At 71.9% G+C, this 18389-nt stretch carries 15 protein-coding genes; 12 read left to right on the top strand and 3 right to left on the bottom strand.

Annotation, left to right across the window (positions count from 1 at the left end; all coding sequences use genetic code 11):
- Positions 1-21: 21 nt before the first annotated feature.
- On the bottom strand, positions 22-153 hold the full coding sequence (locus tag WMF44_RS29895; protein ID WP_269454198.1) for a hypothetical protein: 132 nt from the start codon (positions 151-153) through the stop codon (positions 22-24).
- 200 nt (positions 154-353) lie between these two features.
- Here WMF44_RS29895 and WMF44_RS29890 point away from each other — a divergent pair, with 200 nt between their 5' ends.
- From WMF44_RS29890 to WMF44_RS29865, 6 genes are all read left to right on the top strand, one after another.
- On the top strand, positions 354-995 hold the full coding sequence (locus WMF44_RS29890; protein ID WP_437293459.1) for an HAD family hydrolase: 642 nt from the start codon (positions 354-356) through the stop codon (positions 993-995).
- A gap of 160 nt (positions 996-1155) precedes the next feature.
- Entirely contained in the window at positions 1156-2121 is a 966-nt protein-coding gene (locus WMF44_RS29885; protein WP_437293458.1) for a hypothetical protein, read from the top strand.
- 198 nt (positions 2122-2319) lie between these two features.
- On the top strand, positions 2320-2907 hold the full coding sequence (locus WMF44_RS29880; RefSeq protein ID WP_437293457.1) for an RNA polymerase sigma factor: 588 nt from the start codon (positions 2320-2322) through the stop codon (positions 2905-2907).
- Complete coding sequence (locus WMF44_RS29875; protein ID WP_437293456.1) at positions 2904-3680, top strand: hypothetical protein; 777 nt, start codon at positions 2904-2906, stop codon at positions 3678-3680. The genes WMF44_RS29880 and WMF44_RS29875 overlap by 4 nt, the downstream gene beginning before the upstream one ends.
- 10 nt (positions 3681-3690) lie before the next feature.
- Positions 3691-4962 carry a glycosyl hydrolase family 8 gene (locus tag WMF44_RS29870; protein WP_437293455.1) on the top strand — a complete coding sequence of 424 codons (1272 nt, stop codon included), beginning with the start codon at positions 3691-3693 and terminating at the stop codon, positions 4960-4962.
- Between the two features lie 238 nt (positions 4963-5200).
- Positions 5201-6304, top strand: coding sequence for a purple acid phosphatase family protein (locus WMF44_RS29865; RefSeq protein ID WP_437293454.1), 1104 nt, complete (start codon positions 5201-5203; stop codon positions 6302-6304).
- A gap of 39 nt (positions 6305-6343) precedes the next feature.
- Here the strand turns inward: WMF44_RS29865 and plsY are convergent, their stop codons facing one another.
- Complete coding sequence (gene plsY / locus WMF44_RS29860; protein ID WP_437293453.1) at positions 6344-6991, bottom strand: glycerol-3-phosphate 1-O-acyltransferase PlsY; 648 nt, start codon at positions 6989-6991, stop codon at positions 6344-6346.
- 116 nt (positions 6992-7107) lie between these two features.
- Here plsY and WMF44_RS29855 point away from each other — a divergent pair, with 116 nt between their 5' ends.
- The 6 genes from WMF44_RS29855 (at position 7108) to pgm (ending at position 15711) form a co-directional block, all read left to right on the top strand.
- Positions 7108-8385, top strand: coding sequence for a patatin-like phospholipase family protein (locus WMF44_RS29855; protein ID WP_437293452.1), 1278 nt, complete (start codon positions 7108-7110; stop codon positions 8383-8385).
- Between the two features lie 141 nt (positions 8386-8526).
- Positions 8527-10632, top strand: coding sequence for a bifunctional serine/threonine-protein kinase/formylglycine-generating enzyme family protein (locus WMF44_RS29850; protein ID WP_437293451.1), 2106 nt, complete (start codon positions 8527-8529; stop codon positions 10630-10632).
- Between the two features lie 284 nt (positions 10633-10916).
- Positions 10917-11582: an STAS domain-containing protein gene (locus WMF44_RS29845; RefSeq protein ID WP_437293450.1), complete on the top strand. Its 666-nt coding sequence runs from the start codon at positions 10917-10919 to the stop codon at positions 11580-11582.
- Between the two features lie 77 nt (positions 11583-11659).
- A complete protein-coding gene (locus tag WMF44_RS29840) occupies positions 11660-12856 on the top strand; it encodes an oxygenase MpaB family protein (protein ID WP_437301631.1) in 1197 nt (398 codons plus the stop codon).
- Positions 12857-12977: 121 nt separating this feature from the next.
- A complete protein-coding gene (locus WMF44_RS29835; protein WP_437293449.1) occupies positions 12978-13880 on the top strand; it encodes a hypothetical protein in 903 nt (300 codons plus the stop codon).
- A gap of 184 nt (positions 13881-14064) precedes the next feature.
- A complete protein-coding gene (gene pgm / locus WMF44_RS29830) occupies positions 14065-15711 on the top strand; it encodes a phosphoglucomutase (alpha-D-glucose-1,6-bisphosphate-dependent) (protein WP_437293448.1) in 1647 nt (548 codons plus the stop codon).
- Positions 15712-15838: 127 nt separating this feature from the next.
- Here pgm and WMF44_RS29825 read toward each other — a convergent pair whose 3' ends face one another.
- The gene (locus tag WMF44_RS29825; protein WP_437293447.1) at positions 15839-18175 is read right to left on the bottom strand and encodes a DNA polymerase II; all 2337 of its coding nucleotides are present in this window, start codon (positions 18173-18175) and stop codon (positions 15839-15841) included.
- Positions 18176-18389 lie beyond the last annotated feature (214 nt).

The raw sequence follows: 18389 nt of genomic DNA, 5'->3' as shown, positions 1-18389 counted from the left end.
GCGCGGCCCCGCTCGATCCGGCTACTTGCCCTTCTTGGCGGGCGCGGCCGGAGCAGGCGACGCCTTGGCGGTCGCGGCTGCCTTCTTCTGGTTCTTCTCCGCCGTGTCCTGCTTCTTCTGTCGCTCTTTGGCCTTCGGAGATTTGTCACCCATGGGAGCACCGCCTCGGTGGATGTGTTGGTGTTATCCGCCTTGACCGAGGCTAGCACCATATCTCGTGGCGCCGTCACGAACTTTGTACTTCGCGAGCGCTTATGTCTCGGCTTCTCCGCCCGAGGCGTGTCCGAGGCGTGGCGCCCGCGGCCGCCGGGCTCGCTTGCCGGCATCGAGGGGCGGCGCTACGAAGGCGCCGCGTGTTCAAGGCCATCCTCTGGGACAACGATGGAGTCCTCGTCGACACCGAAGGGCTTTACTTCCAGGCAACGCGCGAGACGATTGCGTCGGTCGGCGTCGATCTCACCCTCGACGACTATCGCCAGCTGTTCCTCGTCGAGGCGCGCGGCGCCTGGCACCTCGCGAGCGCTCGCGGGGTCGACGAGGCGGGCGTGCGGCGGCTTGCCGACGAGCGGGATCGCCGGTACCTCGAGCTCGTCGCGGGCGGAGACACGCTGTTGCCGGGCGTGCGAGAGGTCGTCACGGAGCTCGCCGCGCGCTTTCGCATGGCGATCGTCACGAGCAGCAAGCCCGAGCCGTTCCACCGAGCGCACGCGGCGACGGGCCTCCTCGGGTGGTTCGAGTTCGCGCTCACGCGGGATCAGTACGCGCGCGCCAAGCCGGATCCCGAGCCGTACCGGATCGCCTGCGAGCGGCTGGGGCTCGCGGCGCGCGATGTCCTCGTGATCGAGGACTCCGAGCGCGGGCTCCGGTCGGCCAAGGCCGCGGGCCTGACGTGCTGGGTCGTCCCGTCGCCGCTCACGGCGCTGTCGGACTTCACCGGCGCGGACGCGGAGCTCGGATCGCTGCGCGAGGTGCTCGCTCGCCTCCGAGGAGCGTGAGCGCGACCTCACGTTCGCGCGATGAGATAGCTCACCGCGCCTGTGTGTGCGCGCCGCCACCGCGCTGCGTCGCCCCCTCCCTGGATTTTTGCACGCTGCACATCTGCTGGGTGCAGGAGCATCTGGCGGTTCACGAACGGTTCGTGGCACCTTCGGGCCCGTGGCTTCCGGTGACGGCATCTCGCTCATCGAGCTCGTCGTCCTCGGCTGGTCCTCGGCCACCGCGGCGCCGGCGCCGATCCCTATTCGCATCGACTTCGATGCCCCGGCGGAATGCTCGACCGCTGACCAGTTCTACGACGGCCTCCGTGCCCGGTCGGACCGCGTGCGCCTCGCGGCTGACGGAGAGGACGGCTGGGGTGTCCGCGTCCGGCTGAGCCGCGGCGGAGCCGGGGTCCACGGCGAGCTGCGCGTCGTTCACGCAGGCGGCGAGACCGACACGCGGATCGTCGATGCCACGTCGTGCGACGTCGTGGTCCAGGCGCTCTCGCTCACCGCGGCGCTCGCGCTCGACGAGGTGGTCGAGGTGACCGCGCCCCTCGCTCCCCCTGCGCCGCCGCCCGCTGTCCCCCCTGCGCCGCCGCCCGCCCCGCGAGAGGTGCCTCCGCTCAGGTTCGCGCTCGGCGCGCACGTGGTGGTGGCCCACGTCGTCGCACCTCATGCGAGCCTGGGCGCCGCCCTCGGTGCCAGGGTGACCCCGCACGTCGAGGGCCCATTGAGCCCTTCGTTCGGTCTCTCGCTGATGTACGCGCGGAACGACCTGCTGTCGGGCGGCGACAGCGCCCTCATCCAGTGGGCGGCCGCGGCCCTCTCCGCGTGCCCGGTGCGCTGGCAGCTCGGCCCTATCGTCAGCGCAGAGCCGTGCGTCGTCGCCGCCGGCGGCTGGCTCGCGGCGACGGGACGAGGTATCTCGAACCCGGAGTCCGCGGTGCGATCGTGGTGGAGCGCGGGAGGCTTTGCGCGCGCCGCTGCGCTCCTCGGCGGGGGCACCGCCCTCGAGCTCGAGGCCGGCGCCCTCGTGCCGCTCGTTCACCGGCGGTTCACCATGGGGTGGTCTGCAGAGACCGTCGGCGAGACGCCGGTGATCTCGCCGCTCGTTGGCGTTGGAATCGTGCACAACTTCTAAGCCAGGATTCTGTGATCACTCCGACTCGCGCTGGGAATTATGACCCATGGACGGCATCCGGAAGCTGGGCCGCAGGCACGCTGCCCCCCCCGACGCTAGCAATTTGTTCCGCTCCGGCTGTCGCCCATTGCTTCCCGGTAGTGTCCGTTCTTCACTGGTCTCATGCCTCGCCTCGCGGTGAGTATGGTCGCCGACGTCATGGCATCGCCTGCTTTGCCTGAAAGCGAGCCGGCGAGCGTGGCGCCATCGGCGGCCAACGTGAAGCAGCGGGACGCGCGTCTGCGACGGATGGTGGACGCTCATCTTGACTTCATCGGGCGGGTGCTCCGCAACGCGGGGACCCCTGCTGCCGAGATCGACGATGCGGTGCAGCGCACCTTCATCGCCGCCGCGCAGCGGCTGGACGACGTCCGGCCCGGCGCCGAGAAGAGCTTTCTTCTCCAGACCGCGCTTCACGTAGCCGCCCACGCGCGCCGCAGCGCCGCGCGCCGGCGAGAGTTCCCCGCGGCCGAGCCGCCGGAGGTTGTGGACGCTGCGACACCCGAGCAGCTCACCAGCCAGAAACACGCGCGACAGATGCTCGATCAGGTCCTCGACCAGATGGAGTCCGATCTGCGGACCGTGTTCGTGCTGTACGAGTTCGAGGAGATGAGCATGGTGGAGATCGCCGGCGTGCTGGGGATCCCGCAGGGCACCGTGGCCTCTCGGCTGCGAAGGGCCAGGGCCGATTTTCGTGAGCGCGTCCGCGCGCTGGAGCTCGTTTCGACGAGCGAGGTGAGACGATGATGGAACCACGTCGCCTACTGGAGGAGAGCGACAACCCGCTCGAACGCGCGCTGCTGAGCGCAGGCGCGTCGTATCCCACGTCACCGGAGACGCGCGCGAAGACGCTGGCGGCGCTGGGGCTCGCCGGCGCTGCCGCCCTGTCGGCCAGCGTGGCGGCGCCTGCGGCGCTCTCCGCGGCAGGCGGGGCCGCTACGTCCTCGTCGCTCGCCGTGAAGCTCGGCTGGACCAAGATCCTCGTCGCGCTCTCGACGGTGGGCATGCTCGCCGGCATCCCGGCGGGCTACCTCGCCTGGCGCGGGCAAGACGCGCCGGACGTCGCCGCGGCGCACCGCTTCGGCCCCGCGCTCGCCGACCCGGTCGTGCAGACGGCGGCGCGGCCCGTGCAGGCGCCTGTCTCGGCGCCAGCGCCGGTGGAGGCTCTCGCGGAGGAGACGATGGCCCCGGCGCTCGCGGGTGGCAGCAGCGCTGCGGCCACGAAGCTCGAGCCGAAGCCGTCCGGTGCGGGCGCCGCCCTGGAGGCGGAGCTCGGCGCGCTGGACGCGGCGCGCACCATGCTCGCGAGCGGGAACGCGCGAGGCGCGCTCTCGCTGCTGGACGCCTACTCCAGGGCGCATCCGCGCGGGCGGCTGAGCCTCGAGGCCGAGGTCCTGCGGATCGACGCGCTCGCGAAGAGCGGCCGCTCCGACGCTGCCTCGCAGCGCGCCGCGGCATTTCTTCGCCGGCATCCGAACAGCGTGCTTGCTTCCCGGGTACGGCGCTATGTAAACAACTAAACTCTGGGTCATGCGTTGCCCTGCCCTCCTCCGTTCGTTCCGCGCAGCTTCCGGCGTCGCCGGTGCCTGGATGGCGGTGTGTGTGCTGCCTGGGTGTGTGACCACGGTGGATTCGCTCGGCTACGACCGGATGAGCAGCGATGAGCTCGGCCCGCTGACGGGCCCTTCCGAGTATCCCAACGCGTTCCGCGACGTGCTCGGCAAGACGGACGAGGAGATCGCGGCGAAGATCGAGGACAGCTTCGATCAGCTCTTCTACGGCGATCGCGACGAAGAGACCGTCTACTACCCGGTGCCCGGCACCGAACAGGCCTACATCTGGGACGACTACCACAATAGCGTGCGCTCCGAGGGCATCGGCCTCGGGATGATCATCACGGTCGAGCTCGACAAGCGAGACGAGTTCGACCGGATCTGGAGATACGCCAAGTCCACTCTCCAGCTCAAGTCCGGTCCCGGCCAGGGATACCTCATGTCATGGTGCGACGTCCCGGGGGGCACGGCGGTGGCGTGCTTCGATCCCTTTGGCCTCCAGCAGGTCGCGATGGCGCTGTTCTTCGCCCATGGCCGCTGGGGGAGCGACACCGGGACCATCGACTATGGGCAGGACGCGATCAGCCTGCTCGAGGTGATGCGCCACAAGGAGGCCCTGAACGGGGGGGTCGCCTCGGGGGTGACCAACACGTTCGATTCGACGACGAAGCTCGTCTACGACTACCCGCACGTCTCGGCGGCGGACGTCACCCGTCCTTCCATCGAGATGCCAGCCTATTACGAGCTCTGGGCGCAGGCCATGCGCGACCCCTTCTGGTCCGAGGCTGCCGCCAGCGCGCGCACCCACTGGCAGGAGGCCGCGCACCCGAGCACGGGGCTCATCCCAGTGCGCACCCATTTCGACGGCACGCCGGTGCTCAACTGGGACTACTTCGGCTCCGAGGCCTACCGCACGCAGCTGAGCCTCGCGCTCGACCACGTCTGGTTCGGCGTCGACCCGTGGCAAGTGGAGGAGGCGGACCGGCTGCTCGGGTTCTTCTCGAAGCTGGGCATCGACAAATACGGCGCGGTCTTCAAGATCAACGGCGCGATGCTCAGCGCCACGCCGGAGTCGGCGCTCATCTTCATGAACGGGGTCACCGGGCTGATCGCGACGAACGACGATCGCGCCGCCTACATCGAGGCGGTGTGGACGACGCCGCCGGCGACCGGGGAGACCCGCTACTTCTCGAGGTTGCTCCACATGCTCTCGCTGTTGACGCTGAGCGGGCAGTTTCGCGTGTACTGATCCGGCGCGCGGGCATCTCCGCGCGGCGCGTTGGCTTTGTTGTTGATATTGAAAGTGATGTTCAACTTCAGTACACGGTGATCTCGCTGACGTCAAGCGAAAACGGGCACCGTCGAAAGGGCCGCTCCGATCGCGGGCGACGGCATGGGCGCCGGCGGGAGGATCATCGGAGACCGGCGTTGGTTACAATGAGCGCCAGATGAAGCCTCTCCGCGCAGATCGTCCTCTCGCGATCTCCATGAAGTCCGTTGTTGCCCTCGTCCTCTCCGCGTCGCCGGCCGTCGCGCTCGGCGCGGGCTGCGGCGTGGCGGACAGCGTGCCGATCCCGAGCGCCGGAGCGCACGAGGGGACAGGCCATGAGCCGACCAGCACGGGCGCCGCGAGCAGCGGCGCCGGGCCGAGCGGCGGGAGCGCCGCGGGTCCCGGAGCGAGCTCGGGCGCGGGGCGCGAACAGGTCATCGGGACCGTCGTCTCTCGCCATGATGTCGTCAGGATCATCGCGATCGGCGACACCGGCGAGGGAAACCTCGCGCAGAACCAGGTCGCCGATCGGATGAGCGAGAAGTGCATCGAGGTCGGGGGCTGTCACGCCGTGATGATGAACGGCGACAATTTCTACGACCACGGCGTGGTCGACACGATCGATGCGCAGTGGGGCCCCAAGTTCGAGCAGCCCTACGACAGACCGGGGCTGAACGGCCTCCCGTTCTACGCGGTGCTGGGGAACCACGACTACGGCCCCAGCAGCAGCGGCGTGCGGCAAGCGCAGATCGACTATTCGCAGCTGCCCGTGGGCGACGGGCCCGGCATGCGGCTGACCGATAAGTGGCACATGCCCGCCTCGTATTACGACGTTCGCGTCGGCGACGTCCATCTCTTCGGGATCGATACCGTCGACTTCACGTCCGATGACCAGGCGCGCTACATGAGCGCGCGGGTCGCCGCCTCGGACGCCACGTGGAAGATCGTCTTCGGCCATCACCCCCGCTACACGTCCGGAGCTCACGCCGCGGACAACCCGTCGCTCGGGATGAGCGGGATGTTCGCCATGCAGCAGGCCATCTACTGCGGGGCCGACATGTACATGGCGGGCCACGACCACAACCTCGAGTTCATCGACAAGGGGCGAGACGAGGGCTGCCCGAACACCTATTTTCCCATCAGCGGCGCCGGCTCGAAGACCCGCCCGGTCGCCTCCTCGATCCCGACCGAGCCGAGGCAGCTCTTCTTCACGGACAAGACCGAGGGCTTCGCGTATCTGCGGTTCGAGGGGAGGAGCCTGCTGTTCGAGTTCATCGACAAAGAAGGCGCGGTGATCTTCACGAAGATCATGACCAAGTGAGCGGGCGCCGCGCTCTGCGGCCGAGCGACGCCGCGGCCGTCAGCGGCGCTCGCCGTCGCGCGGCGGGCCGTCGTGCTCGTCGTGGCGCCGCCTCCCGAACGAGATCGTGCTCTCGGTGCCCGCGAGCATCCGCCGGATGTTCGGGATGTGCTTGAGCCAGACGAGCGCGGCGAGGAGCAGCGAGAGGCAGAGGGCCGGGGCGCCCCGCTCGCCGAGGAGCCAGAGGAAGAGGGGCAGGGCGAGGGCGCCGGCGAGGGAGCCCGCCGAGACCATGCGGGTCGCCCGAACGACGACCGCGAAGACGGCCAGCGTGGCGAGCGTGGACCGCGGCGCCAGCACGAGCAGGACACCGCAGGACGTCGCGACGCCCTTGCCGCCCCGCATCCCGAGGAAGACCGTGTAGTCGTGGCCCAGCACCGCGGTGAGGCCGCCCGCCGCGGCGACCCACCCGCCGGGCGCGACGGAGAGCCACGACGCGAGGGGCCCGGCGACGAGCGCGCCCTTCGCCACGTCCGCGGCGAGGACGGCCAGGCCAGGCCCCCAGCCGAAGGCGCGCAAAACGTTCGTCGCGCCGATGTTCCCCGAGCCGACCTCGCGGAGGTCGACCCCTTTGACGAACCGCGCGAAGAGGTAGCCTGTCGGGATCGCTCCGAGGAGGTAGGCAAGGGCCAGGTAGATTGCCGTCATCTGCCGTCACCGCGCGCCTCCATGCCCGCGCTCACGGCGGGTGTAGCACGCCGCGGCGACGCGTGAAGCGCGCCAAAGAGACCATGTCGCGACGGCGATCATGGTATTCTGCGAGCATGCCTGACCTGGCGCCCGTCTCGACCCGGAGTGGCCGCGCCCCCAAGATCGCGCTCGTCCTGGCCGGCGGCGCCGCGCGCGGCGCTTACGAGGTCGGCGTGGCGCAGCACATCCTCGAGGACGTCTCTCGCGATCTCGGCCGCGAGGCGCCGCTCGACATCCTGTGCGGCACCTCGGTCGGCGCCATCAACGTCTGTGGGCTCGCCGCGTTCGCGGACGAGGCGCGGAGCCGCGCGCGGCGGCTCGCCGCGGTGTGGACGCGCCTGCGCATCGACGACCTCGTGCGCCTCGACGTGCGCGGCGTGCTCGCGGTGGGGCACGACCTGCTCCGCGGGGGCGCCGCGAGCGCGCCCTCGAGCGGCGGCCGCGCCGCGCTCCTCGACACGTCGGGCCTCGAGCGGCAGATCGCGGAGGCCGTGCCCTTCGAGCGGATCGACGGCCACCTCGAGAGGGGCCTCCTGTCGGCGCTTACCGTGTCGACGACGCTGGTCAAGAGCGGCCGCACCGTCGTCTTCGTCCACCGCCGCGAGCCTGGCCTGCCGCCCTGGAGCCACGACCCGACGATCTCCCCGCGCGCAACCGCGATCCGCGCGCAGCACGCGCTCGCCTCGTCCGCGCTCCCCATCCTGTTCCGCCCGGTGAACATCGACGGAGAGCTCTACTGCGACGGCGGGCTGCGCCAGAACGTCCCGCTGTCGCCCGCGCGGCGCCTCGGGGCCGACGGCGTGATCGTGGTCAATCCGCGGTACATCGAGCCCGCGTCGAGCGCGGCCGAGCGCGACGCGCCGGGCCTCCCCGGGCCCCTCTTCCTGCTCGGCAAGACGCTGAACGCGCTGATGCTCGACCGGATCGACAACGACCTGGCGCGCCTCGAGAGCATCAACGGGATCCTGGAGGCGGGGCGGCGGCGCTATGGCGAGGGCTTCATCGACGGACTCAACGACGAGCTCGGGCTGCCGCCGGGGCGCGCGCTCCGGCCGATGCGGTCGCTGCTCATCCGCGCCTCCAAGGACATCGGCAGCCTGGCGGCGGAGTTCGTGCGATCCCCGGCGTTCCGCGCGCGGACCACGAGCGTGCTCGGCCGCGTGATGCGGCGCCTCGCCGAGGGAGACGAGCAGCGCGAGGCCGACTTCCTGTCCTACCTGCTGTTCGACGGGGAGTTCGCCGGGGCGCTCATCGAGATCGGCCGCGCGGACGCGCGCGCGCGGCACGAGGAGCTGTGTGCGTTCTTCGAGCGGGCGCTGAGGCCGGGCGGGTTCGAGGAGCGGGCGCCCTGAGGGGGCTCGGAGACACAGGGACGCTCTGGATCCGTCCGGATCCTCTCGGGCGCTGAGGCTCAGACGCCGTGGGGCGCTCGGCGCCTGGCTGGGCGCGAGCTCCGCGCGGCCGCGGCGCCCGGTGTAGACTCGCGCCGCGAGATGGCACCTTCGGATCCCTTCGGCTGGGTGGGCGCGACGATCGACGGCAAGTACCGGCTCGACGCCGTGGTCGGCGAGGGTGGGTTCGGCGTCGTCTACCGCGGCCAGCACCTCGGGTTCGACGAGCCGGTCGCGGTCAAGTGCCTGAAGCTGCTCGGATCGCTGGCCCCGGCGGAGCGCGCGTCGTTCCAGCGGATGCTCCTCGACGAGGGGCGGCTCCTCCACCGCCTCTCCCGGGCGAGCGCCGGCATCGTGCAGGCCCTCGACGCCGGCGCCGCGGTCTCGCCGTCGGGCGAGTGGACGCCTTATCTCGTGCTCGAGTGGCTCCATGGCGTGCCGCTCGACCGCGAGATCGCCGAGCGGCGCGCCCGCGGCGAGGCGGCGCGCCCGCTCGCCGAGGCGATCGCCCTGCTCGCGCCCGCTGCGTACGCGCTCGAGATCGCGCACGCGCAGGGCGTCGCCCACCGCGACGTCAAGCCGGCCAACCTGTTCCTCGCCGAGATCGGCGGCCGGCGCACGCTGAAGGTCCTCGACTTCGGGATCGCCAAGGTGCTCGGCGAGCTCTCGAGCATGACGCAGGCGATGGCCGAGACAGGGAGCGCGCTCCGGGCCTTCACCGTCCATTACGGCGCGCCCGAGCAGTTTCACCACCGCTTCGGCGCGACCGGGCCGTGGACCGACGTCTTCGCGCTCGCCCTGGTGCTCATCGAGGTGGCCTCGGGCAACCGCGCCCTCCTCGGCAGCGACGTCACGCAGCTGTACATCGCCGCGACCGATCCGGCGTTCCGCCCGAGCCTGGGCGGCGCGGGCGTGAGCGCGCCCGACGCCGTCGAGGCGGTGGTGCGCCGCGCGCTCGCGATCGACCCGCGGGAGCGCTACCGCACCGCAGGCGAGCTCTGGGGAGCGCTCGAGGCCGCGATGGCGACGGCCGCGCCCGCCGGCGCGGGCGCGCTCGCAGCGGGCAGCCCGCCAGCGGGCGCGGCGCCCGGCGCTGCGGCGCTGGGCACGGCGGGGACGGAGCGCGTGGCCGCTGGCCTACCCGCCGGCGAGCTGCCCACGTCTGTCGGCGCGCCGCCAACGTCCGCCGGCGCGCCGCCCACGCCGTCGCTCACGACGATTCGCGGCCTGGCGACGAGCGCGCCGCCGCAGGCTGCCCCGCAACCGGCGTCGCCCCCTCCCACGCCCCAGGCCGCCAGGGCCGCTCCGCGGCGGCGCCTGTTGCCCGCGCTCGTCTCGGCGGCCGCCCTGGCCGCGGCCGGCGCAGGCGCCGTCGCGTTCGTCCGCCACCGCGCCCCCGACGGCGCGCGGCCGGCGCGCGCGCTCGGCGGCCTGAGCGCGCCCCCGATGAAGGCGCCGTCCCCGCCCGACATGGTCCGGATGCCGGCGGGCCGCTTCACGATGGGCAGCGCGAAGGGCGGCAAATCCGAGCGCCCGCCCCACGAGGTGACGCTGACCCGCGCGTTCGACGTCGATCGCACCGAGGTGACGGTCGCCGCCTACCAGCGCTGCGTCGAGGCGGGCCGGTGCACGCCGAGCGGCCTGCACGGCCCCCGCGCGACCGACGCCGACGTCGCGCAGCGCGGCGCGCTCTGCACCGCGGCGGATCCCGCGAAGTCGCAACACCCGATCTCGTGCGTCGACCAGGCGCAGGCGGCCGCGTACTGCGCCTTCGCCGGCAAGCGGCTCCCGACCGAGGCCGAGTGGGAATACGCCGCGCGCGGCGCCGACGGCCGCGAGTATCCGTGGGGCAACGAGCCGCCAGGGTGCGCGCACGCGGTCGTGTCCCGGCCTCCTGGGCAGGGCTGCGGCGGGCGCGGCAGGGGCACCCAGGGCGTCGGCTCGGCCAAGGCCGGAGCGAGCCCGTCGGGCGCGCTCGACATGGCGGGCAACGTCTGGGAGTGGGTGGCCGACGGCTGGGACCCAGGCGTGTATGCCAGAGGCGCCCAGACAGATCCCCAGGTGCCGGCGACCGGCAGCAGGGGCGTGCTCCGCGGAGGATCGTGGGACTTCTCCGCCAGCACGGCAAAAGCGACGTTCCGGCTGGCGTATGATCGTGAGGCAGGCGACGTCTCGACCGGGTTCCGTTGCGTTCGCTCGGTCGATTGAACATGAGGTCCCGAGAGCGGGCAGCAGGGAAGCGCGGATCAGCCGCGCCGGGCTCATTTCAGCCGCGCCGGGGATAGGCTATCTATCCCATCTTGGTCGAACGTCGATTCACACGCCCGATCGCGAGGTAGGATGTTGGGATACGTAGAGCCGTGCGATCGGGCGCACAAGCCCAGGTCACCGCGAGCACGTCCTCCCGTGCGGGCCGGCGAGGTCCACCCCGCGCATGAGCCCGGTGACTCCGCTTCCTCACCGGTCAACCCCTGCTGCGCCCACAGGAGCCCATGCAAGAATCCGAGAAGTTGATCTCCATCGAGGAAGGCCGGATGCAACGCGTCATCGACGCGGTTGCGCTCGCGTCCACGGGAGAGGTCGAGCTCGCGCTGAAGCAGCTGGCGGCGGTCGAGCACGACGCCTTCGGGGTGATCGAGGAGGCGCTGCGCGTCTTTCTCTCCGAGCTCTCCGCGACCACGCAGCAGAAGAGCCAGGCGCTCGCCGCGCTCGCCGCCTCGAAGCGCGAGCTCGAGCATCAGCTGGACACCATCCAGCGCCAGGAGTGCGCGATCCGGGAGCTCTCGGTGCCGATCATCGACATATGGCACGGCATCCTCACGCTCCCGCTCGTCGGGCTGTTCGACTCGGTGCGCGCCGTCGAGGTGACCGAGCGGCTCCTCGTGCGCGTGGCGGAAGACAGCGACGTCGAGTGGGTGATCCTCGATCTGACCGGCGTCACGCTCATCGACTCCATGACCGCCCAGCACCTCATCAAGCTCGCTCAGGCGGTGCAGCTCCTCGGCGCGCGCTGCGTCCTCACCGGCCTCGGCGGTCATGTCGCGGAGACGCTCGTCACGATCGGCGTCGCGTTCGACGAGCTGAACCCGATGCGCAGCCTGCGGGAGGGGCTCAGGTTCTGCCTTGCGCAGCGGGGGCGCACGATCGCGCAGCGGTGATCCGCGGAGCTCCGCTTCGCGCGGCGTCGCCTTTGCGGAGCGCGGCCGGTGTGCCAAGGGATATCCTGTTGCAGCTCATGGAGAACGCGACGATCCCCGCTCGCTTCCAGGACACCGCAGACGCTCGCCGTCGCTTCGGCGACCAGCTCGATCGCCTGGGGCCCTTCCTGCTCCGCGTCGATCCGGTCGCCGACGCCGTCGTGGACGCGTTCGCGTCGATGCCGCCGGGCCAGGGCTTCCGCCTCCTGGAGGCCGCCCTCGCGCGCGGCATGCGCGGCATGGACGATGACCGCACGGCGAAAGAGGCCCCGGCCGAGCTGCGGGCGCTCTTCGCGTCGGTCGATCACGTGCCCCTCTGGGTGGACTGGGAGGCGGTGAACCGCGGCGGGGCGGCGTTCCTGCGCACGGGCGTCCTCGGCGGGATCCTGCTCGCGATGCAGTCGCTCATCCTCGGGTACGCGTCGCCCGGCGGGAACAAGCCGCTGGTCTTCTCGGGGAGGCTCCGCGAGCAGGCCGAGCGCCGCCTCGCCGAGACGAGCCGGTTCGTCTACGCCGTGAGCCAGGCGAACGGAATGCGCCGCTCCGGCGAGGGCTTCGCGATCACCGTCAAGGTGCGCGTCATGCACGCGCAGGTGCGGCGCCTCATCCGCGCGAGCGGCCGGTGGCAGGCGGCCCTCTGGGGCGAGCCGATCAACCAGCACGACATGGTGGCGACGGCGCTGCTCTTCTCGGTCGCGGTCATCGACGGCCTCGACAAGCTCGCCTACCGCTTCGCGCCCGCCCAGAGGGAGGACCTCGTCCACCTCTGGCGCTACGTGGCCCACGTCATCGGCGTCGAGCCGGAGCTCATCCCCGGGTCCTACGCCGAGGCGCGACGGCTGGCCGAGATGATCTTCGCGACGCAGGGCGCGCCGGACCACGACTCGCGCATGCTCGTGGACGCGCTGCTCACCCGCAGGGTACGCAGCGCGCGGACCGACGGCGAGCGCCGGAGCGCCGAGCGGTTCATGGCCATCTCTTGCGGCCTCTCCCGGGCCGTTCTGGGCGACGAGCTCGCCGAGCAGCTCGGCGTGCCCCGGCAGCGCTCGCCCCTCGTCGTGCCGCTGCTCCGCGCGATCGCCGCCGCGTCGAGCCGCGCGCACGCGCTGCCGCCCCTGCAGGATCTCGCGCTCGACCTCGGCGACCTCCGCTGGCGGCGCGTCATCTCGATGGGCCTCGGCGGCCGCCCGGCCGACTTCGCGCCCCCGGAGCGCCTCGCCGGCAGCGGCACCTGAGCGGTCGCGCCGCTCGCGGGGCGAGGCGGCGCGGCGCCGGATGTCCAGGGCGATGGCGCAGGAGCGGGCTCGGCAGTCGGGGTTGAACCGCCCTCCGGTTCTGCGCTACGAGACCTCCGGCATGGAGATCATCCCTTACGGCGGTTGGAAGCGCGCCGCGCGCCTCGTCTGCGGCGACACGGAGCTCGTCGTCACGCTCGACATCGGCCCGCGCATCATCCGGTACGGCGTCATCGGCGGTCCGAACGAATTCGCCGAGATCCCCGAGGACATGGGCGCGACAGGCGGGACCCACTACAGGTTCTACGGCGGTCACCGGCTCTGGATCGGCCCCGAGGACGAGCAGCGGACGTTGCAGCCCGACAACGATCCCGTGCAGCACCGGGAGGAGAACGGCGCGCTCGTGCTGCGGACCGCGCCGGACAGGTACGGAATGCAGAAGGAGGTCCGCATCGCGGCGGACGCGGCGGCGGGCAGGTTCGTCGTCGATCATGCGATCGAGAACCACAGCGCCTATGCCGTCGAGTTCGCCCCGTGGTCGCTCTCCGTGATGGCGGGCGGCGGCGAGTGCCTGTTCCCGCAGGCGCCGTTCGTCCCGCACCCCGATCGCGTCCTGCCGGCGCGGCCGCTCGTGCTGTGGTCGTACACCGACATGGCCGAGCCCCGGTGGACCTGGGGCAAGCGTGTGATCCGCCTGCGGCAGGTCGCGGGCAAGGGGCCGCAGAAGGTGGGCGCGCTCGTGACCCAGGGCTACGCGGCGTACGCGAACCACGGGAACGTGTTCCTGAAGCGGTTCCCGTTCATCGAGGGCGCCACGTACCCGGACATGGGGTGCAACTTCGAGACGTTCACGAACGCGGACATGCTCGAGATCGAGTCGCTCGGCCCGCTGCAGCGCGTTTCGCCCGGCGCCCGCGCGGAGCACCGGGAGGCCTGGTATCTCCTCAAGGGCGTTCAGCCGCCCGCCGAGGACGGCGCGTGCGCGGACTGGCTCGAGGCGGCGGCGAAGGACAGGCCGCTGTGAACCGCTGATCCTGAGCGCGTGGCGGTCGCGCCCTCCCCGCCGCCGCCACGGCCTCCCGCGGGGGGCGGCGAGGCGAGCGGCGCTCAGGCCTCCACCTTGCCGGCCCAGCCGCGCCCCTGCGCGGCGCCCGGGGCGCCCCGTGGAAGGGTTGGCTCGTCCCGCGCGCTCGACTATGCGGAGGCTCATGCCGCTACACCCCCTCGCAGGCCGCAAGGCCCCTCCCGATGTGCTGATCGATCCCGACGCGCTGCGCGCGCAGTACTACAGCGAGCGCCCCGACATGGCCGATCCGCAGCAGCGCGTCGCCTTCGGCACCTCCGGCCACCGCGGCTCGGCCGCGCGGCGCAGCTTCAACGAGGCGCACGTCCTCGCGATCGCGCAGGCCATCTGCGACTACCGCGCGAAGGAGGGCACGACGGGCTCGCTCTACCTCGGCATGGACACGCACGCGCTCTCGGAGCCGGCGCAGCGCAGCGTCATCGAGGTCTTCGCGGCCAACGGCGTCGACGTCCTCATCGCCGAGCGGAACGGCGTCACGCCGACGCCGGCCATCTCGCACGCGATCCTCACCGCCAACCGCGGGCGCACGTCGGGGCTCGCGGACGGCGTGGTGATCACGCCGTCGCACAACCCGCCCGACGACGGCGGCATCAAGTACAACCCGCCGAACGGCGGGCCGGCCGACACCGCCGTCACCGGCTGGATCGAGGCGCGCGCCAACGAGCTGCTCCGCGCCGACAACGCGGGCGTGAAGCGCACGCCCTACGAGGCCGCGCTGCGCGCGCCGACGACCCACCCGTACGATTTCATCGGCCCCTACGTCGCCGATCTCGGCAACGTCGTCGATCTCGAGGCCGTCCGCGGCGCGAAGCTGCGCATCGGCGTCGACCCGCTCGGCGGCTCGAACATCGCGTACTGGGCGCCGATCGCCGAGAAATTCGGGCTGGACATCACGGTGGTGAACCAGGCCGTCGACCCCACCTTCAGCTTCATGCCCCTCGATCACGACGGCAAGATCCGCATGGACTGCTCGTCGCCGCACGCGATGGCGAACCTCATCGCGCTCAAGGACGACTACGATCTCGCGTTCGGCAACGACGCCGACTCGGATCGCCACGGCATCGTCACGCGCAGCGCCGGGCTGATGAACCCGAACCATTACCTCGCCGTGGCGGTGTCCTACCTGTTCCGGAGCCGCCCGCTCTGGCGGCCCGACGCGGCCGTGGGCAAGACGCTCGTCTCGAGCAGCATGATCGATCGGGTGGCGAAGGACCTCGGCCGCCCGCTCCGCGAGGTGCCGGTCGGCTTCAAGTGGTTCGTCGACGGGCTGCTCGACGGCTCGCTCGGCTTCGGCGGCGAGGAGAGCGCGGGCGCCTCGTTCCTGCGGAAGAACGGCCAGGTGTGGTCGACGGACAAGGACGGTATCCTCCTCGACCTGCTCGCCGCCGAGATCCTCGCCCGCACCGGGCGCGACCCGGCCGAGCACTACCGCGACCTCACCGCGCGGTTCGGCGCGCCGATCTACACGCGCATCGACGCGCCGGCCACGCCGAGCCAGAAGAGCGTGCTCAAGAAGCTCTCCCCCGACGCGGTGCGCGCCGAGACCCTCGCGGGCGAGCCGATCACCGCGAAGCTCACGCGCGCGCCCGGCAACGGCGGCGAGATCGGCGGGCTCAAGGTCGTCGCGGAGAACGGCTGGTTCGCCGCGCGGCCCTCGGGCACCGAGGACGTCTACAAGATCTACGCGGAGAGCTTCAAGGACCAGGCGCACCTCGATCGCGTGCTCGACGAGGCGCGCGCGATGGTCACCGACGCGCTGTCGGCCAGGTGAGCTCCCCGGGCGCGCCCGGGAGCTATCGATCTCCCGGCGCTCCTCCGGGCTCTCGGCGCTCCTCCGGGGACTCCGCCACGCGCCCGCCCGCCCGCCCCCGGGTTCGCCTCGCGCGACGAGCGCCGGGTCAGAACAGCGAGAGCTGCCGCCGCGCGCCCGTCATCTCATCGAAATCGGCCCCGCCCAGCCACCGCAGCACCGAGTCCGCGATCGGCTTGAGCTGCTGCGACACGTAATGATCGTAGTCCGGCGGCGCCGTCGTCTGGCCCGCCGGCTCCGGGCCAGCGCGCGTGATCACATAGGCCACGATCCGCCCCGCGTCCCCGCCCAGCTTGCGGGCCGCCTTCACGTGCGGCGGCGTCGTCTTCGTGTAAGCGCCGAGCGGCTTCCTCAGCGCCTTCTTGTACACGAGCTCCGCGTCGAACCGTCCAGCGCGGAGCTCCGTCACGAAGCTCCGCACGAAGGCCTCCACCGGGCGATCGTGGAAGACCAGGTCGAGCAGCTCCCGCTGGAAGCGCCGCGCGACAGCGCTCGCGTCCCGCCGGACCGCCTCGAGCCCGACGATCTCGAGCTTGTCGCCGCCCTCCCCGGCGACGAGGCCCGCATAGCGCTTCTTGCTGCCCTGCGCGGCGCCGCGCAGCTCGGGCAGGAGGAAGCGCGCATAGACCTTCTCGAACTCGAGCTCCAGCCGGCTCTCGCAGCCGAACGTCCTCGCGATCTCGGCGGCGACCGCCCCGGAGATGGCGTCGCGCAGCTCCTCGGCCCGGGCGACGGCGCGCGCCGCGTCCGGCTCGCCGATGTCGACGAAGAGAGAGTCGGTGTCTCCGTAAAGCACCCGGTGCCCGGCCCTCCGCACCGCCTCGGCCGTGAGCCTGATGACGTGCTGCCCGGCACGCGTGATGGCGTTCGCGACCTCGGGGGAGAACAGGCGCGACGCGGGAGAGCCGAGCACGCCGAAGAGCGAGTTCATGAGGATCTTGATGGCCATCGCGCCCCGCTCGTCGCCCGCCCGCCGCGCCTCGGCCCGCTCGTCCCAGAGGCGCGCGACGAGCTCGGGCAGGATGCCCGGCTCGCCGCGCCGGAACGCCGCGCCGCCCGGCGTCACGATGAGCGCCTCGGGCGGCCCGTCGCCCCCGGCGACGAACGTCAGCGGGTCGATGTTGAAGGTGCGAATGAGGCTCGGATAGAGGCTCTTGTAATCGTACACCACGATGTTGCGGTAGAGCCCCGGCAGCGAATCGAGCACCAGGCCGCCGGCGATCTCCGCCCCTCCCTCCGACCCCTCCCTCGCTACCGAGGGCGCGACCTTGCCGCGGGCGCGGAGCGCGGGCAGGTAGAGGGAGTCGATCGCGGCGATCTGCGCCCCCACGCGGTCGAGCTGCATGCCGGTGAGCAGGCTCCTCCGCACCGAGAGCTCGATGAGCCCCGTCTTCTCCAGCAGATCCCGGACGAGGCGCGCGTCCTCGAGGTTGTACTCCGCGAGCCGCGCCGGGTCGTCGCGGTACGACGCCTCGATCTGCTCGCCCCGGTCGTCTGGCCCGAACAGCTTGCCGCGCCCGAGGATCGTCCGAGCGGCGGTCTCCAGACGGTAATCGTCGAGCCGCAGGAAGGCGCCGCGGAGGAGCGCGAGGCCGTCGAGCACCACCCGCCCCGGCAGGACGGCGCGCGCCTCGCGCGAGAAGCCCGGATCGCGCAGGATCGCGATCTCGTCATCGCCCCTCCCGAGCGCGCACCGGAGCCCGGCGCGCCGGCAATAGCGCTGGAGCGCGGGCAGATCGAAATCCGGGATGTTCCAGCCGGTGAGGACGTCGGGGTCCGCCTGCGCGACGAGCTCGAGGAAGCGCTCGAGGAGCGTCCTCTCGTCAGGGAAGCGCTCGACGAAGGCGGGGAGCCCGCCGGGCACCGGCTCGTCGCGGACGAGGAGGCAGCGCTCGCCGCCCGCGCCCGCCACAGCGATGGCATAGAGGTGCTCGCCGTCGAGGCTCGTCTCGATATCGAGCGAGAGCACGCGGAGGCGGGGGACGAAGCTCGCGGGGACGAGCGTTGGATTGCGGTACACGCGCCCGACACCCGGGTGGAGCTCGAAAGGCCCGGAGACAGCGAACGCCCCGCGGATGCCGCGATCGATGAGAAAGCGGTAGGGAAAGCGCACGTCCGCCTCGAGGGCGTCGGCGCCGGCCTCGGCCAGCCTGTCGCGCAGCGCCGCGACGTCCCGCGGGAGCGCGGCCTCGACGCGCAGGACCGGCTCTCCGTCGAGCGTCTCGAGCGCCTGCGCAGAGACGCGGCGGTCCGCGAGCCGCCGCGCGACGTCCTCGTCGCGGGCGCGCACGAAGAAGTAGGGCCTGAACCTGTCCTCGATGACGAGCGCCGGCGCGCCGTCCTCCATCACCGCGTGGAGATGGAGCTCCGGGCACCCGGCGACGACCCGGGTCGTGGGCGTGAGGATGAAGCCGCGGTCAGGCATGTGCGAATTCGCGGAGGCCTCCGGGCGAGCTCTTCGCCAGCGCGCGAGGCGGCCCGGGGGCCGCGCCACCCTGCACTTGACCACCGGGACCGGCGCCCCGCAAGCCCCTCTCGCCCCGGGCGCAGGGGATTTCCCGGAGGAGCGCGATTGCCGAGGGAGCCGGGCCTCCGCCGGAGAGGGCGCCTTTCGAGGAGGCGAGCGCCTTTGCAGGGTT

Source organism: Sorangium sp. So ce426 (assembly GCF_051475585.1).
Classification (GTDB): Bacteria; Myxococcota_A; Polyangia; order Polyangiales; family Polyangiaceae; genus Sorangium; species Sorangium cellulosum_B.
The sequence above is the reverse complement of the archived record's forward strand: the minus strand, read 5'-3'. Positions and strand labels throughout refer to the sequence as shown.